Source organism: Pseudomonas subflava (assembly GCF_023823685.1).
Classification (GTDB): Bacteria; Pseudomonadota; Gammaproteobacteria; order Pseudomonadales; family Pseudomonadaceae; genus Aquipseudomonas; species Aquipseudomonas subflava.
The window spans coordinates 239824-264572 of the sequence record NZ_JAMXBF010000001.1 but is presented as its reverse complement, the minus strand read 5'-3'; the positions used below and the strand labels follow the sequence as shown (position 1 = coordinate 264572).

The 24749-nt window shown below is 66.8% G+C and carries 25 protein-coding genes; 12 read left to right on the top strand and 13 right to left on the bottom strand.

Annotation, left to right across the window (positions count from 1 at the left end):
• Positions 1-75 precede the first annotated feature (75 nt).
• Positions 76-1692 carry an L-aspartate oxidase gene (nadB, locus tag NF616_RS01340; RefSeq protein WP_252271225.1) on the top strand — a complete coding sequence of 539 codons (1617 nt, stop codon included), beginning with the start codon at positions 76-78 and terminating at the stop codon, positions 1690-1692.
• Here the strand turns inward: nadB and NF616_RS01335 are convergent.
• Together NF616_RS01335 and NF616_RS01330 are read right to left on the bottom strand one after the other, a co-directional pair.
• Entirely contained in the window at positions 1661-2113 is a 453-nt protein-coding gene (locus NF616_RS01335) for a protein YgfX (RefSeq protein ID WP_252271224.1), read from the bottom strand. The two genes, nadB and NF616_RS01335, sit on opposite strands and share 32 nt — an antisense overlap.
• Entirely contained in the window at positions 2097-2351 is a 255-nt protein-coding gene (locus tag NF616_RS01330) for an FAD assembly factor SdhE (protein WP_021699280.1), read from the bottom strand. The genes NF616_RS01335 and NF616_RS01330 overlap by 17 nt, the downstream gene beginning before the upstream one ends.
• A gap of 119 nt (positions 2352-2470) precedes the next feature.
• On the opposite strand from NF616_RS01330, the gene ygfZ reads away from it, so the two are divergent.
• From ygfZ to NF616_RS01315, 3 genes are all read left to right on the top strand, one after another.
• Entirely contained in the window at positions 2471-3412 is a 942-nt protein-coding gene (ygfZ, locus tag NF616_RS01325) for a CAF17-like 4Fe-4S cluster assembly/insertion protein YgfZ (RefSeq protein ID WP_252271223.1), read from the top strand.
• Between the two features lie 110 nt (positions 3413-3522).
• Positions 3523-4359 (top strand): HDOD domain-containing protein, encoded by an 837-nt coding sequence (locus NF616_RS01320; RefSeq protein WP_252271222.1) that lies wholly within the window; start codon positions 3523-3525, stop codon positions 4357-4359.
• A 144-nt stretch (positions 4360-4503) separates the two neighbouring features.
• Positions 4504-5259 (top strand): substrate-binding periplasmic protein, encoded by a 756-nt coding sequence (locus tag NF616_RS01315; RefSeq protein WP_252271221.1) that lies wholly within the window; start codon positions 4504-4506, stop codon positions 5257-5259.
• 40 nt (positions 5260-5299) lie between these two features.
• Here the strand turns inward: NF616_RS01315 and NF616_RS01310 are convergent, their stop codons facing one another.
• Positions 5300-6688 (bottom strand): sensor histidine kinase, encoded by a 1389-nt coding sequence (locus NF616_RS01310; RefSeq protein ID WP_252271220.1) that lies wholly within the window; start codon positions 6686-6688, stop codon positions 5300-5302.
• Positions 6681-7352, bottom strand: coding sequence for a response regulator (locus NF616_RS01305; protein WP_252271219.1), 672 nt, complete (start codon positions 7350-7352; stop codon positions 6681-6683). Before NF616_RS01305 ends, NF616_RS01310 begins: the two co-directional genes overlap by 8 nt.
• Before the next feature lie 209 nt (positions 7353-7561).
• Between NF616_RS01305 and NF616_RS01300 the strand changes: the two genes are divergently transcribed.
• The 5 genes from NF616_RS01300 to NF616_RS01280 all read left to right on the top strand — a co-directional run bounded on the left by NF616_RS01300 (position 7562) and on the right by NF616_RS01280 (position 12922).
• On the top strand, positions 7562-8812 hold the full coding sequence (locus NF616_RS01300) for an OprD family porin (protein WP_252271218.1): 1251 nt from the start codon (positions 7562-7564) through the stop codon (positions 8810-8812).
• A 30-nt stretch (positions 8813-8842) separates the two neighbouring features.
• The gene (locus NF616_RS01295) at positions 8843-9817 is read left to right on the top strand and encodes a Bug family tripartite tricarboxylate transporter substrate binding protein (RefSeq protein WP_252271217.1); all 975 of its coding nucleotides are present in this window, start codon (positions 8843-8845) and stop codon (positions 9815-9817) included.
• A 142-nt stretch (positions 9818-9959) separates the two neighbouring features.
• Positions 9960-10400 carry a tripartite tricarboxylate transporter TctB family protein gene (locus NF616_RS01290; RefSeq protein WP_252271216.1) on the top strand — a complete coding sequence of 147 codons (441 nt, stop codon included), beginning with the start codon at positions 9960-9962 and terminating at the stop codon, positions 10398-10400.
• A 4-nt stretch (positions 10401-10404) separates the two neighbouring features.
• Positions 10405-11913 (top strand): tripartite tricarboxylate transporter permease, encoded by a 1509-nt coding sequence (locus tag NF616_RS01285; protein WP_252271215.1) that lies wholly within the window; start codon positions 10405-10407, stop codon positions 11911-11913.
• Complete coding sequence (locus NF616_RS01280; protein ID WP_252271214.1) at positions 11906-12922, top strand: AbrB family transcriptional regulator; 1017 nt, start codon at positions 11906-11908, stop codon at positions 12920-12922. Before NF616_RS01285 ends, NF616_RS01280 begins: the two co-directional genes overlap by 8 nt.
• 102 nt (positions 12923-13024) lie before the next feature.
• On the opposite strand, the gene ccoM is transcribed toward NF616_RS01280, so the two are convergent.
• The 4 genes from ccoM to NF616_RS01265 all read right to left on the bottom strand — a co-directional run bounded on the left by ccoM (position 13025) and on the right by NF616_RS01265 (position 14341).
• On the bottom strand, positions 13025-13156 hold the full coding sequence (gene ccoM / locus NF616_RS21190) for a cytochrome c oxidase subunit CcoM (protein ID WP_286674863.1): 132 nt from the start codon (positions 13154-13156) through the stop codon (positions 13025-13027).
• A 122-nt stretch (positions 13157-13278) separates the two neighbouring features.
• Positions 13279-13434, bottom strand: a complete 156-nt coding sequence (locus NF616_RS01275; RefSeq protein WP_252271213.1) for a hypothetical protein — start codon at positions 13432-13434, stop codon at positions 13279-13281.
• Positions 13431-14033 (bottom strand): alpha-ketoglutarate-dependent dioxygenase AlkB family protein, encoded by a 603-nt coding sequence (locus NF616_RS01270; protein WP_252271212.1) that lies wholly within the window; start codon positions 14031-14033, stop codon positions 13431-13433. Before NF616_RS01270 ends, NF616_RS01275 begins: the two co-directional genes overlap by 4 nt.
• A gap of 8 nt (positions 14034-14041) precedes the next feature.
• Positions 14042-14341: an aspartate-semialdehyde dehydrogenase gene (locus NF616_RS01265; RefSeq protein WP_252271211.1), complete on the bottom strand. Its 300-nt coding sequence runs from the start codon at positions 14339-14341 to the stop codon at positions 14042-14044.
• 161 nt (positions 14342-14502) lie between these two features.
• Here NF616_RS01265 and rapA point away from each other — a divergent pair, with 161 nt between their 5' ends.
• Positions 14503-17358: an RNA polymerase-associated protein RapA gene (gene rapA, locus NF616_RS01260; RefSeq protein ID WP_252271210.1), complete on the top strand. Its 2856-nt coding sequence runs from the start codon at positions 14503-14505 to the stop codon at positions 17356-17358.
• A gap of 181 nt (positions 17359-17539) precedes the next feature.
• Here the strand turns inward: rapA and NF616_RS01255 are convergent, their stop codons facing one another.
• Positions 17540-18349, bottom strand: a complete 810-nt coding sequence (locus NF616_RS01255) for an SDR family oxidoreductase (protein ID WP_252271209.1) — start codon at positions 18347-18349, stop codon at positions 17540-17542.
• A 102-nt stretch (positions 18350-18451) separates the two neighbouring features.
• A complete protein-coding gene (locus NF616_RS01250) occupies positions 18452-18817 on the bottom strand; it encodes a DUF2784 domain-containing protein (RefSeq protein ID WP_252271208.1) in 366 nt (121 codons plus the stop codon).
• A gap of 237 nt (positions 18818-19054) precedes the next feature.
• Between NF616_RS01250 and bfr the strand changes: the two genes are divergently transcribed.
• Positions 19055-19525 (top strand): bacterioferritin, encoded by a 471-nt coding sequence (gene bfr / locus NF616_RS01245; RefSeq protein WP_252271207.1) that lies wholly within the window; start codon positions 19055-19057, stop codon positions 19523-19525.
• 48 nt (positions 19526-19573) lie between these two features.
• On the opposite strand, the gene NF616_RS01240 is transcribed toward bfr, so the two are convergent.
• The 3 genes from NF616_RS01240 to NF616_RS01230 all read right to left on the bottom strand — a co-directional run bounded on the left by NF616_RS01240 (position 19574) and on the right by NF616_RS01230 (position 22227).
• On the bottom strand, positions 19574-20104 hold the full coding sequence (locus NF616_RS01240; protein ID WP_252271206.1) for an RBBP9/YdeN family alpha/beta hydrolase: 531 nt from the start codon (positions 20102-20104) through the stop codon (positions 19574-19576).
• A 156-nt stretch (positions 20105-20260) separates the two neighbouring features.
• Positions 20261-21919, bottom strand: a complete 1659-nt coding sequence (locus NF616_RS01235) for a cation acetate symporter (RefSeq protein WP_252271205.1) — start codon at positions 21917-21919, stop codon at positions 20261-20263.
• Complete coding sequence (locus tag NF616_RS01230; RefSeq protein ID WP_252271204.1) at positions 21916-22227, bottom strand: DUF485 domain-containing protein; 312 nt, start codon at positions 22225-22227, stop codon at positions 21916-21918. Before NF616_RS01230 ends, NF616_RS01235 begins: the two co-directional genes overlap by 4 nt.
• Positions 22228-22429: 202 nt before the next feature.
• Here NF616_RS01230 and NF616_RS01225 point away from each other — a divergent pair, with 202 nt between their 5' ends.
• Positions 22430-24652 carry a putative bifunctional diguanylate cyclase/phosphodiesterase gene (locus NF616_RS01225; protein WP_252271203.1) on the top strand — a complete coding sequence of 741 codons (2223 nt, stop codon included), beginning with the start codon at positions 22430-22432 and terminating at the stop codon, positions 24650-24652.
• Positions 24653-24749 lie beyond the last annotated feature (97 nt).

The window sequence follows — 24749 nt, the reverse complement described above, 5'->3', positions numbered from 1 at the left end:
ATAAGGCCGCTATTGTGCCGCCCACCCCCTCTATATACTAGGCGCGCCATATCGGTCCCGCGGAATCAGCAGTAGATGAGCCGACACTACCAACACGATGTCCTGGTCATAGGCAGCGGCGCAGCCGGTCTGACGTTGGCGCTGACACTGCCCGCGCACCTGCGCATCGCCATTCTGAGCAAGGGCGACCTGGCCAACGGTTCCACCTACTGGGCCCAGGGCGGCGTGGCTGCGGTACTGGACGATGCGGACACTGTCGAATCCCACGTCGCCGACACCCTCAACGCTGGTGGCGGCCTATGTCGCGAGGATGCCGTGCGCTTCACCGTGGAGCACAGCCGCGAGGCCATCGAGTGGCTGATCGAGCAAGGCGTGCCCTTCACCCGCGAGGACAAACCAGATCGCGAGGAAGGCAGTTTCGAGTTCCACCTGACCCGCGAGGGCGGCCACAGCCACCGCCGCATCATCCATGCCGCGGACGCCACCGGCGCCGCCATCTTCAACACCCTGCTCGAGCAGACGCGTAAGCGGGCCAACATCGAGCTGCTGGAGCAGCGCGTGGCGGTGGACCTGATCACCGAGCGCAAACTCGGCCTGCCCGGCCAGCGCTGCGTCGGCGCCTATGTGCTGGATCGCAACAGCGGCGAAGTGGACACCCATTGCGCGCGATTCGTAGTGCTGGCCACCGGCGGCGCCGCCAAGGTCTACCTCTATACCAGCAATCCGGACGGCGCCAGCGGCGACGGCATCGCCATGGCCTGGCGCGCCGGCTGTCGTGTCGGCAATCTGGAATTCAACCAGTTCCACCCCACCTGCCTGTACCACCCGCAGGCCAAGAGCTTCCTCATCACCGAGGCGCTGCGTGGCGAGGGCGCACATCTCAAGCTGCCCAACGGCGAGCGTTTCATGGAACGCTTCGACGAGCGCGCGGAGCTGGCGCCGCGCGATATCGTCGCCCGCGCCATCGACCATGAAATGAAGCGGCTGGGCGTCGACTGCGTCTACCTCGACATCAGCCACAAGCCGGCGGAATTCGTGAAGGCGCACTTCCCCACCGTATACGAGCGCTGCCTGCAGTACGGCATCGACATCACCCGCCAACCCATCCCGGTGGTGCCGGCCGCCCACTACACCTGCGGCGGCGTGCTGGTCGACCGGCACGGCCGTACCGACGTGCCGGGCCTCTACGCCATCGGCGAAACCAGCTTCACCGGCCTGCACGGCGCCAACCGCATGGCCAGCAATTCGCTGCTGGAGTGCTTCGTTTACGCCCGCTCTGCGGTCGAGGACATCCTCGAGCACCTGGATCAGGTCGCGACCCCGCAGAGCCTGCCGGCCTGGGACGCGAGCCAGGTGACCGACTCGGACGAGGACGTGATCATCGCCCACAACTGGGACGAGTTGCGGCATTTCATGTGGGACTACGTGGGCATCGTGCGTACCAACAAGCGCCTGCAGCGCGCCCAGCACCGGGTGCGCCTGCTGCTGGACGAGATCGACGAGTTTTACTCCAACTACCGGGTCAGCCGCGACCTGATCGAGCTGCGCAATCTCGCGCTGGTCGCCGAGCTGATGATCGAATCGGCGATGCGCCGCCAGGAGAGCCGGGGCCTGCATTACACCCTGGACTATCCCGAGCTGCTGCCCGAGGCGCACGACACTATTCTGGTGCCGCCCACCTTCGCCGGCTGAACTTCAGACGCACCCGCAGGCGCCGGTGCAGCTCTCGCGGCAACGCATCCATGGGCACGCACAGGCCGCGAGCACGGCGCTCGCCGGCCAGACGAAAGCGCAACACCACGACCATCGGCAGCGCCAGGCTGTCCGGCCGTAGCTGCACCGGCATCCAGCCGTGGCGCCGACTGAACAGCTGCCAGCCCTCCTCATCCCGGCGCAGACCGGTGACGGCACCGGGATGGCTCAACAGTATCTGCCGCGGCAACACCCAGGCGGCATGCAGCAGACAGGCAAGCACGCCGAGCGCGGCAGCCCAGTGCGGCAGATCGATGAGCGACAGGGTCAGCAGCGCCAGGGCCAGCGCCGCCAGGTAGACCGCCAGCAGCAGGCGCGAGGCCTGCCAGCGGCATTCGAAGTGCTTACTTGGGCTGGACACGATCCAGAATCATGCGAACCATGCGGCGCAGATCGGCGTCTTCCGGCTCGCCGCGCTGCATGAACCAGCCAAACATGTCCTGGTCCTCGCACTCCAGCAGCTTGCGGTAGCGCGCCTGGTCCTCGGCATCCAGGCTGGGATAAACCTCTTTGACGAAGGGCACCAGCAACACGTCCAGCTCCAGCATGCCGCGGCGGCTGTGCCAGAAGAGTCGGTTCAGTTCGGTAGCGTCGGCCATGCAGCGGCTCCTGTACTAAAGGCGCGCAGTATAGCGGCGCGGCGCGCGCTCGGCACCGGCTGACAAGGCGCCGGGCGGCCTCTATGATGACGCCCTGACTTTTTGACCAGCGAGCGCCCATGGCCGACTCCGCCTTCTTCACCCTTCTGAGCCACGAAGCCCTGCTCGCCGTACGCGGCGCCGATGCCGCCAAGTTCCTCCAGGGCCAGCTCACCTGCAACCTCAACTACCTCGACGAGCACACCTCCAGCCTCGGCGCGCGCTGCACGCCCAAGGGCCGCATGACGTCCAGCTTCCGCATCGTCCGGGACGGCGACGGCTACCTGCTGGCCATGGCCACCGAGCTATTGGAGGCGCAGCTGGCGGACCTGAAGAAATACGCGGTGTTCTCCAAATCGGCCCTCGCCGACGAATCCGCCGCCTGGGTGCGCTTCGGCCTGAGCGGCGGCGACGGCGCCCTGCTCGCCCTGGGCATGGACCTGCCCCAGCAAGCCGATGCAGTCACCCGCGCCAACGGCCTGACCGCCATCCGCCTGCCCGGCGGCCGCGCCGAACTCTGGGCCCCGGCCGAGCAGGCCGATAGTTTGCAGACCCGTCTACGCGCCCAGCTGCGCGAGGCGCCACTCGACGACTGGCTGCTCGGCCAGGTCCGCGCCGGCATCGGCCAGGTGTTCGGCGCCACCCGCGAGCTGTTCATCCCGCAGATGATCAACCTGCAGGCGGTCGGCGGCGTCAGCTTCAAGAAGGGTTGCTACACCGGCCAGGAAATCGTCGCGCGCATGCAATACCTCGGCAAGCTCAAGCGCCGCCTGCAGCGCCTGAGCCTGGCCCACGGCGAAGTGCCGGAGCCGGGCGTCGAGCTGTTCTCGCCCGTGCATGGCTCAAGTGTCGGCGAAGTGGTGCTGGCGGCTCGCTCCGACGACGGCGCCGAGCTGCTCGCCGTGCTGCAGGAAGACGCCGTCGCCGACGGCCGCATCCACCTCGGCAGCACCGACGGCCCCGCACTGCGCCTGCTCGATTTGCCTTACGAACTCGACGCGGATCGCGAAATCCAGCGCTAGTCGAAAAAGCTGATGCATGACCCCGGGCAAACGCGGTACAACCCGGGCATACCTGAACGAAGTCCGCTGCAGCACCTAAACTGAAGCGGCCGAGCGACCCGAGAACCGAAATGAGCAAGCTTGCCGAAAAAGTCCAAGATGAACTGATCCACGCCATCGAGAACGATGAGCTGGTGCTGCCGACCCTGCCCGAAGTGGCGCTCAAGGTGCGCGAGGCGGCGGAAGATCCGAACATCAGCATTCCGGTGCTGAGCAAGGTGATCGGCAACGACGCGGCCCTGACCGCGCGCATCATCAAGGTGGTGAACAGCCCGCTGCTGCGCACCAGCAAGGAAATCACCGACCTGCAGATGGCGGTCAGCCGCCTCGGCATCAACTACACCTGCAACCTGGCCACCGGCCTGGCCATGGAGCAGATGTTCCAGGCCACCAGCGACGTGGTCGACCGCAAGATGCGCGAGGTGTGGAACAAGAGCACCGAGATCGCCGGTATCTGCCACGTGCTGTGCCGCCACTACACCCGACTGATGCCCGATCAGGCCACCCTGGCCGGCCTGGTGCACCAGATTGGCGTGCTGCCGATCCTGACCTACGCCGAAGAGAACAATGCCCTGCTGGCCGACTCCATCAGCCTCAACTACGTGATCGAGAAGATTCACCCGATCATCGGCGACAAGATCCTGCGCGCCTGGGAATTCCCCGAGCCGATCGCCATCGTCCCGGCCCAGCATCTGGACTTCAGCCGCAACTCGCCCAAGGTGGATTACGTGGACATCGTCCAGGTCGCCACGCTGCAGAGCTACCTGGGCAGCGAGCACCCCTATACCCAGCTGGACTGGAGCCAGGTCCCGGCATTCGCCAAGCTCGGCCTGGATCCGAACGTCGACATGCAGGCCGACGAAGACCTTTCCGCCGCCATGGAAGCCGCCACCAGCATGTTGCAGTGACGCTGTCGCCATCCCGACACGCAACGCGTATATCCTGACTAGACTGCACGCATGCCCGGCCTGGCCGGGCGGCGATCAAGACGTACGCCACGGGACCGAAGGCCCCTGTGCCGTCCCGCTCAGCACAGGGTAAGGAAACGCGCCATGCATCTGCTGTCGTTGCTGTTCGCCCTCCTCCTTCCATTCGCCGCCACGGCCGACGAGATCCGCCTGACCAACGGCGAATGGGCCCCCTACCTCGGCCGCAGCCTGCCCCACCACGGCGTCGCCTCGCGCATCGTCGAGGAAGCCTTCGCCCTGCAGGGCGTGCGCGTGCAGTGGGAGTTCTACCCCTGGGCCCGCGCCCTGCACAGCGCCGAGCGTGGCAAGAGCGCCGGCAGCGCCGTCTGGCTGCGCAGCCCGGAGCGAGAACAAGCCTTCTTCATCAGCGAGCCGGTGGTGGAAACCAGCTACTACCTGTTCCACCACAAGGACCTTTCCCTGGAGTGGCGCGACATCGCCGATCTCCAGTCGCTGCGCATCGGCGGCGCCATCGATTACGACTACGGCGCCGCCTTCCAGCAGGCGGAGCGTGACGGCACGATCAAGGTCAAGCGCCTGAGCAACGAGGAACTGGGGCTGCGCATGCTACTGGCCGGCCGCCTGGACGTGTTCCTGATGGACAAGGTGGTGGCCTTCGACATGCTGCACAGCCAGTTCAGCCGCGAAGACCGCGCCCGGTTGTCCTTCCATCCCCAGGCGCTGCGCAGCGACACCCTGCACCTCTTGCTGTCGAGGCAGGTGCCCGGCAATGCCGAGCGCATGGATCGCTTCAACCGCGGACTGAAGACGCTGCAGGACAGCGGCAAGGTCAGCCAGTACCTGCTGGAGATACAGCAGCCGCTGAGCCTCGCCTACTGAGGGCGAGCGTCATCTGGGGCACGGCCAGGCGGCGACGGCCCTAGGCCGGCGAGAAGCTCACCCGCACCAGCAGCCCGCCCAATCCGCCCTGCGCCAGTTCGATCTTGGCGCGATGGGCCTGGCAGATCTCGCCGACGATCGCCAGCCCCAAGCCCGCCCCACCGCCCTGTGGGTTGCGTCGGTAGAAGCGCTCGAACACCCGCTCACGCTCCTCCGCCGGGATCCCCGGCCCATCGTCTTCCACCTCGAGCCGCGCCGGCGCCAGCACCCGCACCACCACATTGCCGCCAGGGGCATGGGCCAGCGCGTTGTCGACCAGGTTGTAGATCAGCTCATGCAGCAGCATCGGCTCGCCGCGCAGCCACACCTCGGTCTCCGCCTCCAGCGCCAGGGCGATACCACGCTGATGTGCCAGCGGCGCCAGGGCCATACCCAGCTCGCGGGCCAGCTGGGTCAGTTCGAGCCGCTCGGCGCCGCCCTCGGCGACGGCGCGGGCGGCACGCTCGATGCGCGCCAGCGACAGCAGCTGGTTGGCCAGGTGGGTCAGCCGGTCGGTGCTCTGCGCCGCCTTTTCCAGGGTGCTGCGCCACAGCCCCGGCTCGCGCTCGCGCAGGCCCAGTTCGATGCGCGCCTTGAGCGCCGCCAGCGGCGTACGCAGCTCGTGGGAAGCATCGCCGATGAATTGCGCCTGGCGCTCGAACTGCTGGCGCAGACGCTCGGTGAAGTGGTTGAGCGAGGCCACCAGCGGGCGCAGCTCGTCCTGCACCTGGACCATCGGCAGCGGCATCAGGTCGTCCGGCTGGCGCTCCTCCACCGCCGACCGCAGGCGTTCCAGCGGGCGCAGCGCGGCGCTCACCGCGAGCCACACCAGGGCCAGGGTGATCAGCGCCAGCAGGCCCATGCGCCACAGGGTATCGAGCAGCATTCCGCGAGCCATGCGCACGCGGGCCACATCGGTCTCGGCCACGCGGATCTCCGCCATGCCGTTCATCCCCGGCTCGGACACCGGCTGCAGCAGGCTTACCAGGCGCACGCCGACGCCATCGAACTCGCCGTCGTAGAAACGCGCCAGGGCCGGATAGTCGTCGGTGCGCAGGGTGCCCGCCGGCGGCGCCGGCAGGCCGTCGTAGCCGGATACCAGGCGTCCCTCGAGATCGCTGACCTGGTAGAAGATGCGCCCCTCCAGGTCGTAGGCGAAGGGGTCCAGCGCCACATAGGGCACGTCGGCGCGCAGCCGGCCCTCCTCGGTATAGAGACCGTCGGCGATGGCCCGGGCCGAGGCCAGCAGGGTGCGGTCGTAGGCCTCGTCGGCCGCTACCCGGGCATTCCAGTAGGCGCTCAGGCTGCCGAGCAGCAGCGGGATGACCAGAAGCGCCGCCAGGCGCCGCAGCAAGCGGCCGCGCAGGCTGCCGGCGCCGACCTCAGTCACCGGTGGATTCCAGCAGGTAACCCAGGCCGCGGAAGGTAACGATGCGCACGCTGTCGCCCTCCAGCTTCTTGCGCAGACGGTGGATGTAGATCTCGATGGCGTCCGGGCTGGCCTCCTCGTCCAGGCCGAACACTTGGTCGGCCAACTGCTCCTTGCTCATCACCCGGCCGGGGCGGGCGATCAATGCCTCCAGCACCGCCTGCTCGCGAGAGGTCAGGCTGAGCAACTGCTCGCGCAGGCTGAAGCGCCGGGTGCCGAGGTCGTAGACCAGTTCGCCGCAGCGCTGCTGCTGTTCGCCGCCGAGCACGCTGCGCCGCAGCAGGGCCTTGACCCGCGCCTCCAGCTCGGACAGTTCGAACGGCTTGGCCAGGTAGTCGTCGGCGCCCAGGTTGAGGCCGTGGACCCGATCCTTCACCTCGCCACGGGCGGTGAGCATCAGCACCGGCAGGGTCCTGCCCTTGCCGCGCAGATGCGCCAGCACCTCGAAGCCGTCGCGCCGCGGTAGGCCCACGTCGAGCACCGCCAGGGCGTAGTCCTCGCTGGCCAGGGCGTGCTCCGCGGCCACGCCGTCGTGCAGCACATCGACGGTCAGACCGGCGCCGCGCAGGGCCTGGGCCACGCTCTCGGCCAGGGGCAGATGGTCCTCGACCAGCAGGATTCGCACGGCAGCACACTCCAAAAACCTTGTCGTTATGCGCCGAGTTTAACCAGCGCGGCCGGCCTGTGAAGGGCAGCGCGGGTTTCTTTCAGGCTGAAAGGCTGGCGAAAGCTTCGACTCCTAGGATCGCGGACAGGGTGGCTCGATCCACCCGTAAAACGCCGGGAGCGTGGTTGCCCCGGTGTGACAAGAACAACAATTGGAGACCACCCCGCATGCGCATCGCACTGCCTGCGACCCGCCTCGCCCTGGCCATTCTCGTCAGCTCTGCCGCCACGGCCGGCCACGCCGCCTTCCTCGAAGACAGCAGCGCCACCCTTACCGCTACCAACATCTACCTGAATCGCGACTTCCGTGAAGGCGATGGCCAAAACAAGCGCGAGGAATGGGGCCAGGGCCTCCTGCTCGACGTCCGCTCCGGCTACACCGAAGGCACTGTCGGCTTCGGCCTCGACGCCCTCGGCCAGCTTGGCGTCAAGCTCGACTCCGGCAAGGGCCGCGCCGGCACCGACCTGCTGCCGGTGCAGGACGACGGCGGCACCCCGGATACTTTCGGCCGCCTGGGCCTGATCGCCAAGGTCAAGGTATCGGAAACCGAATTCCGCTACGGCTCGCACATCCCCGAGCTGCCGGTGGCCAAGGCCAGCGACAGCCGCCTGCTGCCCCAGGTGTTCGAGGGCGGTCTGCTGACTTCCAGCGAGATAGAGAACCTGAGCTTCACCGGCGGGCGCCTGGACAAGGTGATCGACCGCGCCTCGACCAACTCCGAAGACCTGATCCTCAACAGCAAGAACGGCCGCTTCGCCGGCGGCGTGACGGCCGAGCACATGGACCTGGCCGGCCTCGACTGGACCTTCGCCAAGGGCATGACGGCGCGCTACTACTACGCCGACGTCGAAGACATCTACCGCCAGCACTTCCTCGGCCTGCTGGCCAGCCAGCCGCTGGGCGGCGGCACGCTGAGCGCCGACCTGCGCCTGTCGGTCAGCGACGACAGCGGCTCCGCCAGGGCCGGCGAGGTCGACAACCGCGCCTGGAACGGCCTAGTTACCTATGCCCACAGCGGCCACAAGGTCGGCCTCGGCTACCAGCAGATGGAAGGCGATACCGGCTTCGCCTACGTCGATGGCAGCGATCCCTTCCTGGTCAACTTCGTGCAGATTAACGACTTCGCCAACGCCGAGGAGCGCTCCTGGCAGGCCCGCTACGACTTCGACTTCGCCACTCTCGGCGTACCCGGCCTGAGCTTCATGACCCGCTACATCAAGGGCGACAACGCCGAAGTGGCCGGCAGCACGGAAGAAGGCCGCGAGTGGGAACGCGACATCGAGTTCAAGTACGTGGTGCAGAGCGGCCCGCTCGAAGACCTCTACGTACGCCTGCGCAATGCCAGCTTCCGCTCCAGCTTCGCCCGCGACGCGGACGAGAACCGCGTGATCGTCGGCTACGCCCTGCCCATCTGGTAAGCCACAATAAAACTCCACAGGAGAAAGATGATGAAGACAGCCCTGTCCCGTATCGCCCTGGCGTGCGCCACCCTGGCCCTTTCCAGCCAACTGCTGGCCGAGCCCAAGCGCCCCGAGTGCATCGCCCCGGCCAAGCCCGGCGGCGGTTTCGACCTGACCTGCAAACTGGCCCAGAGCGGCCTGAAAGACAGCGGCCTGCTCGAGGCACCGATGCGCGTCACCTACATGCCCGGTGGCGTCGGCGCGGTGGCCTACAACGCCGTGGTCGCCCAGCGCCCGAAGGAAGCCGGCACCATCACCGCCTTCTCCTCCGGCTCGCTGCTCAACCTGGCCCAGGGCAAGTTCGGCCGCTACGACGAGAACGCCGTGCGCTGGCTGGCCGGCATCGGCACCGACTACGGCGCCATCAGCGTGCGCGCCGACTCACCCTACCAGACCCTCGACGACCTGGTGCAGGCGCTGAAGAAGGAGCCGGGCAAGATCGTCTTCGGCGCCGGCGCCACCATCGGCGGCCAGGACTGGATGCAGACCGCGCTGATCGCCCGCGCCGCCGGCATCCAGCCGCAGAAGCTGCGCTACGTGGCCTTCGAAGGCGGCGGCGAAACCCTCACCGCGATGCTCGGCGGCCACGTGCAGGTCACCTCGAGCGGCCTGGGCGAGGTCACTCCGCAGCTGGCGGCCGGCAAGATCCGCGTGCTGGCGGTGCTCTCCGACGAGCGCCTGCCGGGCAAGCTGGCCAACCTGCCGACGGCCAAGGAGCAGGGTTACGACATCAGCTGGCCGGTGATCCGCGGCTTCTACATGGGCCCGGAGGTCAGCGACGAGGACTTCGCCTGGTGGAAGGCCCAGTTCGACACCCTGCTGGCCAGCCCCGAGTTCGCCAAGCTGCGCGAGCAGCGCGACCTGTTCCCCCTGAGCATGACCGGCGACGAACTGAAGGCCTTCGTGCTCAAGCAGGTGCAGGAGTACAAGGCGCTGGCCGGCGAATTCGGCCTGATGCAATAGGGAAGTTGCAGGGCCAGGCAAGGCGCTGTTGGCAGGCGGCTCGGCTCGGTAGTTGATTGATCGACTCCCTCGCCTCGCCGCCTCCCGCCTTGCCTTTCCGTCGACCGCGACGCTTCCCGCCCCATCTTCGAGGACTTCCATCATGTACGACCGCCTGTTCGGCGCGGTCTGGCTGCTGCTGTGCGCCGGACTGGCCGTCATCGCCTGGGGTTTCCAGGCACCCTTTTCCTACGACCCGGTCGGCCCGCGCGCCTACCCGCTGCTGCTGCTGGCACTGATGGCCGCCGGTTCCCTGTGGCTGATCCTGCGACCCAGCCACCTCGAGCACCTGCTGAGCCGCCACCAGAGCTTGCGCGCCCTGCTCTGCGTGCTGGTCCTGCTGGCGTATGCCCTGCTCTTCGAACCGCTCGGCTTCGTGCTCAGCACCGCCCTGGCCGCGGCCGTCCTCGGCCTGCTATTCGGCGGCCGGCCGCTGGCCTGCGCCATTTCCGGGGTGTTGATGGGCGTGCTGCTGTACGTGCTGTTCGACCTTCTGCTCGACGTGCCGCTGCCGCTGGGCGTCCTCACTTTCCTGGTGGAGTAACGACATGGAAACCTTGAATTTCCTCGCCCAGGGCTTCGATGTCGCCCTGCGCCCGGTCAACCTGCTGATGGCCCTGTTCGGCGCGTTCGTCGGCACCATCGTCGGCATGCTGCCGGGCCTCGGCCCCATCAACGGCGTGGCGCTGCTGCTGCCGCTGGCTTTCGCCCTCGGGCTGCCGCCAGAGACCGCTCTGATCCTGCTGGCCGCCGTGTACCTCGGCTGCGAATACGGCGGGCGCATCTCCGCCATCCTGCTCAACGTGCCGGGCGACGCCGCGGCGATCATGACCTCCCTCGACGGCTACCCGCTGGCCCGCCAGGGCAAGGCCGGCATCGCCCTGTCGCTGTCCGCCGTGTGCTCCTTCATCGGCAGCACCATCGCCACCATCGGCGTGGTGCTGTTCGCGCCGCTGCTGGCGAAATGGGCGGTGGCCTTCGGCCCGGCCGAGTACTTCGTGCTGATGGTGTTCGCCATCACCTGCCTGGGCGGCATGGTCGGCGACAAACCGGTCAAGACGCTGATGGCGGCGCTGATGGGCCTGGCCCTGGCCACCGTCGGCGTGGACGCCACCACCGGCGTGTACCGCTTCACCTTCGACAGCGTCAGCCTGTCCGACGGCATCCAGTTCGTCATCGTGGTGATCGGCCTGTTCAGCGTCAGCGAGATCCTGCTGATGCTGGAGAAGACCGCCACCGGCCAGCAGGCGATCAAGGCCAGCGGCCGCCTGCTGTTCAACTTCAAGGAATTCTGCTCGGTCGGCTGGACCGCGGTGCGCAGCGCCCTCACCGGCTTCGTCATCGGCACCCTGCCCGGTGCCGGCGCAACCATCGCCAGCGCCATGACCTACATGACCGAGAAGCGCCTTGCCGGCGCCAAGGGCCGCTTCGGCGAGGGCGACCTGCGCGGCCTGGCCGCCCCGGAAGCGGCCAACAACGCCTCGGCCTGCGGCTCGCTGATCCCCATGCTGACCCTCGGCGTGCCGGGCTCCGGCACCACCGCAGTGATGATCGGCGCGTTGACCCTGTACAACATCACTCCCGGCCCGCTGCTGTTCGAGCAGCAGCCGGACGTGGTGTGGGGCCTGATCGCCTCGCTGTTCATCGGCAACATCATCCTGCTGGTGATGAACATCCCGCTGGTCGGCCTGTTCTCGCGCATGCTCAGCGTGCCCAACTGGGTGCTGGTGCCGGCCATCATCATCGTCAGCCTGGTCGGGGTGTATGCGGTGCACAGCACCACCTTCGACCTGGTGCTGATGATCGGCCTCGGCGTGTTCGGCTACCTGCTGCGCAAGACGGACTTCCCGCTGTCTGCACTGATCCTCGGCTTCGTCCTCGGCGAACTGATGGAGGACAACCTGCGCCGCGCCCTGTCCATCTCCAACGGCGAGCTGGGCATCCTCTGGTCCAGCCCGATCAGCCTGGTGCTGTGGGCGCTGGCCGCGCTGATGCTGGCCCTGCCGGGCCTGCGCTGGTGGCGCAATCGCCGGCGCCCGCAGGCGGCCCATGCCTAACTGGCTGCTCACCCCGGTCGTCGGCGCCGCCGGCGGCTACCTGGCCAGCCTGATCGGCTGGCCGCTGCCGTGGATGGTCGGCTCGTTGCTGGCGGTGATCCTGCTGCGCTGCCTGGCCGGACTCGATCTGCGTGAAGTGCCCGGTGGCCGCAAGACCGGGCAGTGGCTGGTCGGTACCGGCATCGGATTGCACTTCAGCCCGGCCGTGGTCGAGCAGGTCGCCGCCCATGCCGGCCTGCTCATGGCCGGCGCCCTGCTCACCAGCCTGACCTGCCTGATCGGCATCGCGCTGCTGCGCAGCAGCGGCCATGACCGAGCCACCGCCTTCTTCGCCAGCATGCCCGGCGGCGCCAGTGAAATGGTCAACCTGGGCCTGCGCAACGGCGCCAATCCCGGCCAGGTGGCCGCCGCCCAGAGCCTGCGCCTGCTCCTGGTGGTGCTCTGCGTGCCGGCGCTGTTCCAGTGGTGGCTGGACGTACCGCCCACCCTGGCTCACAGCGCCGGCGCGAGCGACCTGCCACTGCTGGCCGCGCTGCTGATCGGCGGCGCGCTGTTCGCCCTGCTCTGGCAGCGCCTGCGCCAGCCGAACCCCTGGCTGCTCGGCCCGCTGCTGTTCAGCGCCGCGGCCGTGGTGCTGCTCGAGCGCTCACCGAGCCTGCCGGCGGGCACCAGCGAGCTGGGTCAATGGCTGATCGGCAGCGCCCTGGGCTGCCACTTCAGCCGGGATTTCTTCCGCGGCGCGCCGCGCTTCGTCGCCCTGGTGGTGCTGGCCACCGCGCTGGCGATGCTGGCCGCCGCCCTGGCCGCCGAGGGCCTGAGCTGGCTCGGGGCGCTCGATCCGCGCTCGCTGATGCTGGGCATGATGCCCGGCGGCATCGCCGAGCTGAGCCTGACCGCCGAGGCGCTGGCCCTGTCGGTGCCGCTGATCACCGGGCTGCAGGTACTGCGGCTGATGTGCGTGCTGTTCCTCGCCGAGCCGACCTTCCGCCTCTGGCAGCGACGACGCTGAACCCACGTTTAGGCCCGCCATGTGCGGGCCTCTTTTTATGCGGGCAAAAAAATGGGCGACCGAAGTCGCCCCAAATGCCTTGCGTGCACTGTTTCGGAGGGATCACTCGGCCTTGGCTGTCGCCTTGGCCTTCTTGTGCGAATCCTTCCAGATGAAGAGACCGACGCCGCCGAAGAAGGCGACCATCAGCGCGACCGTACCGATACCGGCGAGAACTACTGTGTCGATGAACATGGCTGCCTCCTTGTGCTGCACCCTGTTTTGATGGGTTCAGATTAGAGGAGGCGTGGCGGCGGGAATTGATCCGGATCAATGTCCGGTGGGGTGGGCGCCGCGACAGGGCGCCGCAGGCGGGATCAGCGCTTCTTCTTCGGCTTGGACTTCTTCTTGTCCTTGGGCAGCGGCAGCGCCTGCTCGAAGGCCTGGCGCAGCTCGCCCAGCTTCTTGTCGTGCAGGTCGTGTATGCGCTTGCTGCGCTCGGCGCCAAAGTCGATCAGCTTGTCGTCACTCATGGTCTGGACCGGATCAGGCGAAAGGTGAGGTTGATGCGTGGCGCCACCGGCTTGCGGGTCTTCGCCACCTGATGCTGCCAATGATGCTGCGTTGCGCCGCGCATGACCAGCAGCGATCCGTTATCCAGCTGCAGCGAATGTTCGATGCGCCCACTGCCCTTGCGCCGCAGGTCGAAGCGCCGCGGCCCGCCGAGGTTGAGCGAGGCGACCAGCGGATCGGGCCCCAGCGCCGGCTCGTCATCGCTGTGCCAGCCCATGGAGTCGTTGCCGTCGCGGTAATAGTTGAGCAGCACGCCGTTGAGCGGCTGGCCGGCGACCTCCTGCACGCGGGCGCGGATCTCGGCCAGCAGCGGCGTCCAGGGCAGTGGCCGATGCAGCAGGCCGGAATAGCGGTAGCTCGCCTCGGGGTCGCCGTACCACGCCAATAACCGCGGCACCGGAAAGCGCTGGCCGTGGATCAGCAGCTGCGGCTGCTCCCATGGCGTTTGTTCTGCCAATTGACGAAACCAGGCATCGGCGGTAGCAGGATCGACCCAGTGCGGGCGGTAGTCCAGCTCGGCGCCGGGCAACTCGAGGGGTTGGGAAGCGAACAGGTCCACGGGGCGCTCTAGACTTCCACGTCCACCCACAGGCCCTGGCGCGGCAGTTCTTCGAGCAGCTTTTCCTCTTCGGGGCTGTGCGCTTCCATCGCGGCCAGCTCCTCCGGGGTGTAGCCACGGCGCTGGCGGCGGCGCTGTTCTTCGCGCAACAGCTCCTCGGCTTCCTGCGGGTGGCGCTTGTCCAGACCCACCTCGCTCTCGTTGGCACTCTCGTTGGTCGGCGTGACCGGCGGAATGTCCGGGCGCGGCTTCATCACGTCCTGCTGGGCGGTGACGGGGGCCAGACTGTGAGGAATGGGCGGTAGCATTGGAGTATCCCTGGTTAACCCTGCTGTCGGCCGGAACCTCTCCGACTTGAACGACCGCTACACTTTGGACAGGCTGCGCACGTAGAGATTCAGCGGCAGGCGTCGCTCTGGGCGCGACCTTCCGTTAACATACGCGGCTTTTTTCGCAGCTGGGGCTTTTCATGGCAAGTAGTGGCATTGTGCAGTATCAACCGGGGCAACGCTGGATCAGCGACAGCGAGGCGGAGCTCGGTCTCGGCACCATCCTCACTTCCGACGGCCGCCTGCTCACGGTGCTCTACCCGGCCACCGGCGAAACCCGCCAGTATTCGCTGCGCAATGCGCCGCTGACCCGCGTGCGCTTCGCCCCGGGCGACGAGATCACCCACTTCGAAGGCTGGAAGCTCACCGTCCAGGAGGTCGAGGACGTCGACGGCCTGCTGGTCTACCACGGCTTCGATGCCCAGCACGCGCCCTACAGCCTGCCGGAAACCCAGCTCTCCAACTTCATCCAGTTCCGCCTGGCCAGCGACCGCCTGTTCGCCGGGCAGATCGACCCGCTGAACTGGTTCGCCCTGCGCTACCACACCCTGGAGCACCGCTCGCGCCTGCTGCAATCGAGCCTCTGGGGCCTGGGCGGCGCCCGTGCCCAACCCATCGCCCACCAGTTGCACATTGCCCGCGAAGTGGCTGACCGAATCGCCCCGCGCGTTCTGCTGGCCGACGAAGTGGGCCTGGGCAAGACCATCGAGGCCGGCCTGGTGATCCACCGCCAGCTGCTCTCCGGCCGCGCCGGCCGGGTGCTGATCCTGGTGCCGGAGAACCTGCAGCACCAGTGGCTGGTGGAGATGCGCCGCCGCTTCAATCTGCAGGTCGCCCTGTACGACGCCGAGCGCTTCGCCGAGAGCGATGCCAGCAACCCCTTCGAGGACACCCAGCTGGCGCTGGTCTCGCTGGAATGGCTGAAGGACAGCGAGAAGGCCCAGGACGCCGCCTTCGCCGCGGGCTGGGACCTGCTGGTGGTCGACGAGGCCCACCATCTGGTCTGGCACCCGGAAAAGGCCAGCGACGAGTACCGCCTGGTGGAGCAGTTGGCCGAGATCATCCCCGGCGTGCTGCTGCTCACCGCCACCCCCGAGCAGCTCGGTCTGGAAAGCCACTTCGCCCGCCTGCGCCTGCTCGACCCGGACCGCTTCCATGATCTGGAAGCCTTCCGCGCCGAGAGCGCCCACTACCGACCGGTGGCCGAGGCGGTGCAGGAGCTGCTGGACGACGGCCGCCTGTCCGAACAGGGCCACGCGACCATCGCCCGTTTCCTCGGCGCCGAGGGCGAGGCCCTGCTGGCCGCCGTCACCGATGGCGACAGCGAAGCCGCGGCGCGGCTGATCCGCGAGCTGCTCGACCGACATGGCACCGGACGCCTGCTGTTCCGCAACACCCGCGCCGCCGTGCAGGGCTTCCCGGAGCGCGAACTGCACCCCTACCCGCTGGCCAACCCGGTGGAATACATGGAGTTGCCGGTGGGCGAGCACGCCGACCTGTATCCGGAAGTCAGCTATCAGGCACAGGACGGTAGCGAAGAAGCCCGCTGGTGGAAATTCGACCCGCGCGTGGACTGGCTGATCGACACCCTGAAGATGCTCAAGCGCGTGAAGGTGCTGGTGATCTGCGCCCACGCCGAAACCGCGATGGACCTGGAAGACGCCCTGCGTGTGCGCTCCGGCATCCCAGCCACGGTGTTCCACGAGGGCATGAACATCCTCGAGCGCGACCGCGCCGCCGCCTACTTCGCCGACGAGGAATTCGGCGCCCAGGTGCTGATCTGCTCCGAGATCGGCTCCGAGGGCCGCAACTTCCAGTTCAGCCACCACCTGGTGCTGTTCGACCTGCCGGCGCACCCGGACCTGCTCGAACAGCGCATCGGCCGCCTCGACCGCATCGGCCAGAAGCACGTCATCCAGCTGCACGTGCCGTACCTGGAGAACAGCCCGCAGGAGCGCCTGTTCCAGTGGTACCACCAGGCGCTGAACGCCTTCCTCAGCACCTGCCCGACCGGCAACGCACTGCAGCACCAGTTCGGCCCGCGCCTGTTGCCCCTGCTGGAAGACACTGACGACAGCGTCTGGCAGGCCCTGCTGAACGAGGCCAAGGCAGAGCGCGAGCGTCTGGAGGGCGAGCTGCACAGCGGTCGCGACCGCCTGCTGGAGCTCAATTCCGGTGGTGCCGGCAATGGCCAGCAACTGGTCGATGACATCCACGAGCAGGACGACCAGTTCGCCCTGCCGATCTTCATGGAAGAGCTGTTCGACGCCTTCGGCATCGACAGCGAGGACCACTCCGAGAACGCCCTGGTGCTGCGCCCCAGCGAGAAGATGCTGGATGCCAGCTTCCCGCTCGGCGACGACGAGGCGGTGACCGTCACCTACGACCGCAACCAGGCCCTGGCCCGCGAAGACATGCAGTTCCTCACCTGGGAACACCCCATGGTGCAGGGCGGCATGGACCTGGTGCTGTCCGGCTCCATGGGCAACACCGCGGTGGCGCTGATCAAGAACAAGGCGCTCAAGCCCGGCACCGTGCTACTGGAGCTGATCTACGTCAGCGAAGTGGTGGCGCCGCGGGCGCTGCAGCTCGGCCGCTACGTGCCGCCGGTGGCGCTGCGCTGCCTGCTCGATGGCAATGGCAACGACCTCGCTTCCAAGGTGGCCTTCGACACCCTCAACGACCAGCTGGAGAGCGTGCCGCGCGCCAGCGCCAACAAGTTCGTGCAGGCCCAGCGTGACGTGCTGGCCAAGCAGATCGGCGCCGCCGAGGCCAAGGTGCAGCCGCGCCATGCCGCGCGTATCGAGGAAGCGCGCCGGCGCTTCACCGCCTCGCTGGATGAGGAGATCGCGCGCATGACGGCCTTGCAGGCGGTCAATCCGACGGTGCGCCCGGCCGAGATCGACGCTCTGCGCAAGCAGCGCGAGAGCGGCCTGGGCTTCCTCGACAAGGCGGCCCTGCGGCTGGAGGCGATCCGCGTACTGGTGGCGGGCTGATAACCGCTAGCCCGGATGAAATCCGGAAATGGAGTGGGCGGACCCGGATTTCATCCGGGCTACGCGCCAGACAGTGGGAACGGGCTCGGCCGCGATTGACAGCTCGCGGCTAGCCGCTCCCACAAACAGCACGCAATAAAAAGGGGCAGCCTCGGCTGCCCCTTTTTCATACCCACTGCAATCAGGCGGCGCCCATCTTGGCGCGCATCTTCTCGCACATCTTGGTCATCTCGTCGTAGATGATCTGCGGGTTCTGCCGCTTGATCGCCCAGGCCATGCGCCCCTGCTCGTGGGGCAGGATCATGAACTCGCCCTTGGCCACTTCGTCGTAGATGTAGCCGGCGATGTCGCTGGCGCTGATCGGGCTGCCCTCCAACAGCTTGCCGACCTGCTGCTTCATCTCCGGGGTCGGGCCGCGGAAGGAGTCCAGCAGGTTGGTCTGGAAGAACGACGGGCAGACCACGTGCACGCCCACGCCTTCGGGCTTGAGCTCGATCAGCAGGCTCTCGGAGAGCGCCACCACGCCGGCCTTGGCGACGTTGTAGTTGCTCATCGCCGGGCCCTGCATCAGCGCCGCCATGGAGGCGATGTTGATGACCTTGCCCTTGCTCGCGCGCAGCAACGGCAGGAAGGCCTTGCAGCCCTTGATCACGCCCATCAGGTTGATCGACAGCTGCCAGTCCCAGTCTTCCAGGCTGAGGTCGGCGAACATGCCGCCGGCGGCCACGCCGGCGTTGTTGACCAACACGTCGAGGCCGCCGAAGCGCTCCTCGCAGGCCTGAGCCACGGCGGTCAGTTGGCTGTAGTCACGCACGTCGCAGCGCAGGGTGAAGCCATCGCCGCCGGCCTCGCGCACCAGCTTCAGGGTTTCGGCCAGACCGGCCTCGTTCACGTCGCACAGCGCCAGGCGCCAGCCCTCACGGGCCCAACGCAGGGCGATCTCGCGTCCCAGACCGGAACCGGCGCCGGTAATCATCATGCGGTTTTGCATACTGCTTGCCTTTGTTCTGTGGTGAGGTTGCGGCGAGTGTAGCCAAGCCAACCTCACCGGCGGCGCTGCATCAGGCGGCTGAATGACGGGGCAGAAGAACGCCTAGCGTCGCCACAGGCGCAGCAGCAGCCAGCCATAGACCAGGGCATTCACCACCATCACCACGCCGCCCAGCCACAACTGGATCTGCGGAGTCAGCCCGGCCGGGTAGATCAGCGGAATCAGGTAATGCTCGATGAAGCCACCGTCATAACCCGCCTGTCCGGCGGCTAGGCGCAGCTGGTTCTCCAGCGGAGTCAGCGGGCAATACAGGTGCAGGAACTCAACCGCCATGCCCCAGGCCGCTGCCGGCAAATGCACCAGCGCCAGGCGCGGCCAGCGCAGCACCAGCAAGCCGCCCAGCAGCACGAACAGGATGAACAGCAGGTGGATCAGCACCACCGTGTCGGCGGCCAGACGCAGCAGCATGGCGTGTTCTCTTGGCGATGAAAAAAGTTTGATGGCCGGTTTGGGAGAAGTGTGTCGGCGCCGTAAGTTTTTATTCTCTCAATTCAACTATTTAGCGATAAAACGCACTAGATAAACACTCTCATTAATATTCAATTTTGCTTGAAATTCAATAACTTATATTTGACCGAGCGTTGTCGCTGGCGCAAACTTCGCCGCATCGATCTTTTCCCTCTCACCGTTACGAGGATCCCCATCATGAAAGGCGACAAGGCGGTCATTCAGCACCTGAACAAGATCCTCGGCAACGAGCTGGTCGCGATCAACCAGTACTTCCTTCACGCCCGCATGTACGAGGACTGGGGCCTGAAGAAACTCGGCGACCACGAGTACCACGAGTCGATCGACGAGATGAAGCATGCCGACAAGCTGATCAAGCGCATCCTCTTCCTCGAAGGCATCCCCAACCTGCAGGACCTGGGCAAGCTGATGATCGGCGAAAACACCCAGGAGATGCTGGCCAGCGACTTGGCCCTGGAACAGGCCGCGGTTCCCGATCTCAAGGCCGCCATTGCCTTTTGCGAGAGCGTCGGCGACTACGGTACCCGCGAGCTGCTGGAAGACATCCTGGAATCCGAGGAAGAGCACATCGACTGGCTGGAAACCCAACTGGGCCTGATCGGCAAGGTCGGCCTGGAGAACTACCTGCAGTCGCAGATGGAAGGCTGAACGCCGCCTTCCCCGCCATGAAAAAGCCCCGCCGATGCGGGGCTTTTTTCATTCCAGCAAAGACGCCAGTAACGCCCTCCCCTCCGCCCAATTCTCCAGACCACTTTCGCTGTTGATATGCCCGCGCGCGCCCAGGTTGTGCCAGCGACTGCCCCAGCGGGTGGCCGCCGAGCGGGCATGTTCCAGGCTGCTGTAGGGGTCGTCGCTGCTGGCCACGACCAGGCTGGGAAAGGCCAGCGGCAGATCGGGCACGGGGACGAAGCCCTGGATGTTCAGCTCCGCCGCCGGGCCTTCCGGGTCGGGCGGGGCCACCAGCATCGCGGCGCGAATGGGCTGGCGGGTCTGCGCCGCCCAGTGCGCCACCAGGCCGCAGCCCAGGCTGTGGGCCACCAGCACGGTATGCGGACCGCTGGCGGCCACGGCCCGCTCCAGGGTCTCGACCCATTCGCCACAGTCTGGATTCCACCAGTCGCGCTGCTCGACCCGGCGAAAGCGCGGGTCTAGCGCCTGCCATCGGCTCTGCCAGTGCTCGGGGCCCGAGCCGCCATAGCCGGGGATGATCAGAAACGTGCTGTCCATGGCGTCGCCTGCTTCGCAAGGATCGGTGCTCTACCTTGCCTCAGGCGGGCTGGCCGCCTCAAGCCCGCTGGACCAGGGCGGCGCCCGCAGCACAGATCCGATTGGCAAAAAAAAAAGGGCAGCCCGAGGGCTGCCCAGTTCACACGGAGCTATCGATCAGTGGGCCGCGGCACCGCTGGCGCCCAGACCGGTCTGCGAGCGCACGAACTGCGGGTAGAAGCGCGCGCGTTCCTCGTCGGCGGCGGTGGACTTGTCGGTGATCGAGAAGAACCAGATACCGACGAAGGCAACCAGGATGGAGAACAGCGCCGGGTACTCGTAGGGGTAGATCGGCGTCGCGTTGCCGAGGATCTGCACCCAGATGGTCGGGCCGAGGATCATCAGGCCCACCGCGGTGATCAGGCCCAGCCAGCCGCCGATCATGGCGCCGCGGGTGGTCAGCTTCTTCCAGTACATGGAGAGGATCAGCACCGGGAAGTTGCAGCTGGCGGCGATGGAGAAGGCCAGGCCGACCATGAAGGCGATGTTCTGCTTCTCGAAGGCGATGCCCAGGCCGATGGCCAGCACACCGAGGATCACGGTGGTGATCTTCGACACGCGCAGCTCATCCTTCTCGTTGGCGTTGCCCTTCTTGATCACGCTGGCGTACAGGTCGTGGGACACCGCCGAGGCGCCGGACAGGGTCAGGCCGGCAACCACCGCGAGGATGGTGGCGAAGGCCACGGCCGAGATGAAGCCGAGGAACAGGCTGCCACCCACGGCATCGGCCAGGTGCACGGCCGCCATGTTGTTGCCGCCGATCAGGGCGCCGGCGGCGTCCTTGAAGTCCGGGTTGGTGCCGACCAGCAGGATCGCGCCGAAGCCGATGATGAAGGTCAGGATGTAGAAGTAGCCGATGAAGCCGGTGGCGTAGAACACCGATTTGCGGGCTTCCTTGGCGTCGGAGACGGTGAAGAAGCGCATCAGGATGTGCGGCAGGCCGGCGGTACCGAACATCAGCGCCAGGCCGAGGGAGATGGCCGAGATCGGGTCCTTCACCAGGCCGCCGGGGCTCATGATGGCCTCGCCTTTCGGATGCGCCTTCACGGCTTCGGTGAACAGGGTGCCGAAGTCGAAGCCGACGTGCTTCATCACCATCAGCGCCATGAACGAGGCACCGGACAGCAGCAGCACGGCCTTGATGATCTGTACCCAGGTGGTGGCCAGCATGCCGCCGAACAGCACGTAGCAGACCATCAGGATACCGACCAGGATCACCGCGACGTGGTAGTCCAGGCCGAACAGCAGCTCGATCAGCTTGCCGGCGCCAACCATCTGCGCGATCAGGTAGAAGGCCACCACCACCAGCGAACCGCAGGCGGACAGGGTGCGGATTTCCTTCTGCTTGAGGCGGAACGAGGCGACGTCGGCGAAGGTGTACTTGCCGAGGTTGCGCAGGCGCTCCGCGATCAGGAAGAGGATGATCGGCCAGCCGACCAGGAAGCCGATCGAGTAGATCAGGCCGTCGTAGCCGGAGGCGAATACCAGGGCGGAAATACCCAGGAAGGACGCCGCCGACATGTAGTCACCGGCGATCGCCAGGCCGTTCTGGAAGCCGGTGATGCCGCCGCCGGCGGTGTAGAAGTCGGCCGCCGACTTGCTGCGTTTGGAGGCCCAGTAGGTGATGTAGAGGGTGAAGCCGACGAAGGCGACGAACATGACGATGGCGGCCATGTTCAGCGGCTGGCGCTGTACCTCGCCCTCGAGAGCGCCGGCGGCCCACAGGGTCGGGGCGAGCGCCATCAGGCCGATGGCGGAAAGGATGCGTGCGATCATTTCTGCACCTCGTCCAGGATTTCCTGGTTCATGCGGTCGAATTCGCCGTTGGCGCGCTTGACGTAGATGCCGGTCAGCACGAAGGCCGAGAGGATCAGGCCGACGCCCAGCGGAATGCCCAGGGTCATCGGCGAATCGGCGCTGATGCGGGTGCCGAGCACCTGCGGTTCGAAGGCGATGAGCAGGATGAACGCCACGTACAGGGCGAGCATGATCGCGGAGAGTGTCCAGGCGAAGCGGTCGCGTTTGGCGACCAGCTCCTTGAAGCGCGGATTCTGCTCGATCCGCTGGTACAGGCTGTCGTTCATTGTTGTTGTCCTCCACAGCACGAGTTACGGGTGAAGGCCACTCTGCGAGCGACAAGGCAGGCGAGACAGACGACCTTAGTCGTAACCGCGACCAAAGTCTTAGGCACCGCGGCGGGCCTGAACTTGCTGTTGGTACGGCCGTCTATACTCAGGTTTTTCCTGAGCCTGAAGTCCCTGCACTCTGCCCCCGAGGTCACCTGCTATGGATTGGCTGGGTCTGCGTTTTTTCACTGCCGTGCCCGACGGCGCACAACTGCTGCTGGACTGCAGCCACTCGCTCGAGCTGGTCGTACTGTCCTATCTCGTCGCCTGCGTCGCCGGCTACGCCACCCTCAGCTTCGCCGAGCGCGCCGGCCACGCGGAGCGCCCCGCGGCACGGCGCAACTGGTGCGCGGTCGGCGCGCTGAGCCTGGGCGTTGGCGTCTGGGGCATGCACTTCATCGCGATGCTCGCCTTCCAGGCGCCGGTGGCGATCCGCTACGACCTGCCGACCACGGTGGCCTCGCTGCTGGTGGTCATCCTCGCCGCCCTGCTGGCCATGCCCGGCCTCGCCGAATCCAACCCTTCCCTGCGCCAGCGCCTGCTGTCGGCGCTGTGCATCGGCCTCGGCATCGCGCTGATGCACTACAGCGGCATGGCCGCGATGCGCTCCGAGGCGCAGATCTACTATCGCCCCGGGCTGTTCGCCCTGTCGGTGGTCATCGCCATCGTCGCCAGTCTCGCCGCACTGCAGCTGTCGCTGTTCTTCCGCGGCCGCGAAGGCCTGCTGCATCAACTGTTGCGTATCGCCGCCAGCCTGGTGATGGGTGGGGCCATCGTCTCCATGCACTTCACCGGCATGTGGGCGATGGAGCTGATAGTGCCGCTGGGCACGCCGCTGGAGCTGCAGAGCCCCGGCAACCCCAAGCAGCTCGGCGTGAGCATCGGCCTGATCGCCCTGCTCGCCATCGGCGGCGGCCTCGGTGCGGCCTGGGCCGATCGCAAGTTGCAGCACAAGGAGCGCGACCTGCTGCGAGTCAATTCGCTGCTCAACCAGCTCAACCAGGCGCGCGCCTCGCTGCAGCAAGCGGCCCACTACGACCCGCTGACCAACCTGCTCAACCGCCGCTCGTTCAACGAAGTGTTCGCCGAGAAGCTGCGCAGCCATGCCCAGCAAGGCCAGGCGCTGGCACTGATGTTCCTCGACATCGATCACTTCAAGCGCATCAACGACAGCCTCGGCCACGACGCCGGCGATCAGTTGCTCAAGGAAGTGGCCGAGCGCATCCGCCACACCCTGCGCGACCAGGACGTGATCGCGCGCTTCGGCGGCGACGAGTTCTGCATCCTGCTCAGCCTCGGCCGCATCGAGGAGGCCCGTCACCTGGCCCAGCGCATCATGGCGCGCATGAAGAAGCCGATCACGCTGGCCCGCCGGCAGATGGTGATGACCACCAGCGTCGGTATCGCCATCTACCCGCGCGACGGCGAGACCTGCGAGGAGCTGCTCAAGCATGCCGACCTGGCGCTGTACCAGTCCAAGGGCAGCGGTCGTAACGCCGTGCACTTCTTCAGCGAGCACCTGCGCAACAAGGCGAGCATGGAGCTGGAATTGGAGGAAGAGCTGCGCCAGGCGCTGAAGAAAGACCGTGGCCTGGTGCTGCACTACCAGCCGATCCTCGACCTGGCGGGCGGCCGCATCGGCAAGCTGGAGGCGCTGGTGCGCTGGGAGCATCCGCGCCTCGGCCTGCTCGCTCCGGATCGCTTCATCGGCATCGCCGAAGCCAACGGTTTCATCGGCGAGCTGGACGCCTGGGTGCTGCGCCGCGCCTGCCACGACCTGCGTCAGCTCACCGCCAAGCACGCCCACCCGGACTTGCGCGTCGCGGTGAACTGCTCGGCGCTCAACCTCAGCCACGACGACCTGCCCGACGAGGTCGCCCGCGCGCTCAAGTCTTCCGGCCTGCGCGCCCAGCGCCTGGAGCTGGAAGTCACCGAGAACGCCCTGATGAGCAACGTCAACCAGGCCCTGACGCTGCTGCAACGCATCCGCGAGTTGGGCGTGGGCATCTCCATCGATGACTTCGGCACGGGTTATTCGTCCCTCGCCTACCTCAAGCGCCTGCCGCTGGACACCCTGAAGATCGATCGCTCCTTCATGCTCGAACTGCCCGAGGCCAACGCCGACCGGCAGATCGTCCAGGCCATCGTCGGCATGGCCCACACGCTCAATCTGCGGGTCGTGGCCGAGGGCGTGGAGAATGCCGAGCAGCTGGGCTTTCTCCAGGAGCTCGGTTGCGACTTCATCCAGGGCTATCTGCTCAGCAAGCCCTTGCCGCTAGAAGCGCTCGCCACGTTCCTTGACGACTTCGCCGCCGGGCGCGCCGGCATCGACGCACTGGCCAAGCAACAAAGGCCAGAAATCGATTACCTGAAATCGATATAGCTTGGCTATCAACCTCATGAGCAACCGCCATTTCCGGCCGAACGCGCACACGGCTACCTTGCACACCAAGAAAGAACAATTCTCATTTATCGAGGTG

Coding starts and splice junctions, on each gene's coding strand:
- NF616_RS01315 (WP_252271221.1), top strand. CDS start 4,504: ATGCATCTGCTGTCGTTGCTGTTCGCCCTCCTCCTTCCATTCGCCGCC.
- NF616_RS01225 (WP_252271203.1), top strand. CDS start 22,430: ATGGATTGGCTGGGTCTGCGTTTTTTCACTGCCGTGCCCGACGGCGCA.
- NF616_RS01250 (WP_252271208.1), bottom strand. CDS start 18,817: ATGCTGCTGCGTCTGGCCGCCGACACGGTGGTGCTGATCCACCTGCTG.
- NF616_RS01230 (WP_252271204.1), bottom strand. CDS start 22,227: ATGAACGACAGCCTGTACCAGCGGATCGAGCAGAATCCGCGCTTCAAG.
- rapA (WP_252271210.1), top strand. CDS start 14,503: ATGGCAAGTAGTGGCATTGTGCAGTATCAACCGGGGCAACGCTGGATC.
- NF616_RS01295 (WP_252271217.1), top strand. CDS start 8,843: ATGAAGACAGCCCTGTCCCGTATCGCCCTGGCGTGCGCCACCCTGGCC.
- NF616_RS01300 (WP_252271218.1), top strand. CDS start 7,562: ATGCGCATCGCACTGCCTGCGACCCGCCTCGCCCTGGCCATTCTCGTC.
- NF616_RS01265 (WP_252271211.1), bottom strand. CDS start 14,341: ATGCTACCGCCCATTCCTCACAGTCTGGCCCCCGTCACCGCCCAGCAG.
- NF616_RS01255 (WP_252271209.1), bottom strand. CDS start 18,349: ATGCAAAACCGCATGATGATTACCGGCGCCGGTTCCGGTCTGGGACGC.
- NF616_RS01330 (WP_021699280.1), bottom strand. CDS start 2,351: ATGGCCGACGCTACCGAACTGAACCGACTCTTCTGGCACAGCCGCCGC.
- ccoM (WP_286674863.1), bottom strand. CDS start 13,156: ATGTTCATCGACACAGTAGTTCTCGCCGGTATCGGTACGGTCGCGCTG.
- NF616_RS01240 (WP_252271206.1), bottom strand. CDS start 20,104: ATGGACAGCACGTTTCTGATCATCCCCGGCTATGGCGGCTCGGGCCCC.
- NF616_RS01285 (WP_252271215.1), top strand. CDS start 10,405: ATGGAAACCTTGAATTTCCTCGCCCAGGGCTTCGATGTCGCCCTGCGC.
- NF616_RS01320 (WP_252271222.1), top strand. CDS start 3,523: ATGAGCAAGCTTGCCGAAAAAGTCCAAGATGAACTGATCCACGCCATC.
- ygfZ (WP_252271223.1), top strand. CDS start 2,471: ATGGCCGACTCCGCCTTCTTCACCCTTCTGAGCCACGAAGCCCTGCTC.
- NF616_RS01290 (WP_252271216.1), top strand. CDS start 9,960: ATGTACGACCGCCTGTTCGGCGCGGTCTGGCTGCTGCTGTGCGCCGGA.
- NF616_RS01275 (WP_252271213.1), bottom strand. CDS start 13,434: ATGAGTGACGACAAGCTGATCGACTTTGGCGCCGAGCGCAGCAAGCGC.
- NF616_RS01280 (WP_252271214.1), top strand. CDS start 11,906: ATGCCTAACTGGCTGCTCACCCCGGTCGTCGGCGCCGCCGGCGGCTAC.
- bfr (WP_252271207.1), top strand. CDS start 19,055: ATGAAAGGCGACAAGGCGGTCATTCAGCACCTGAACAAGATCCTCGGC.
- NF616_RS01235 (WP_252271205.1), bottom strand. CDS start 21,919: ATGATCGCACGCATCCTTTCCGCCATCGGCCTGATGGCGCTCGCCCCG.
- nadB (WP_252271225.1), top strand. CDS start 76: ATGAGCCGACACTACCAACACGATGTCCTGGTCATAGGCAGCGGCGCA.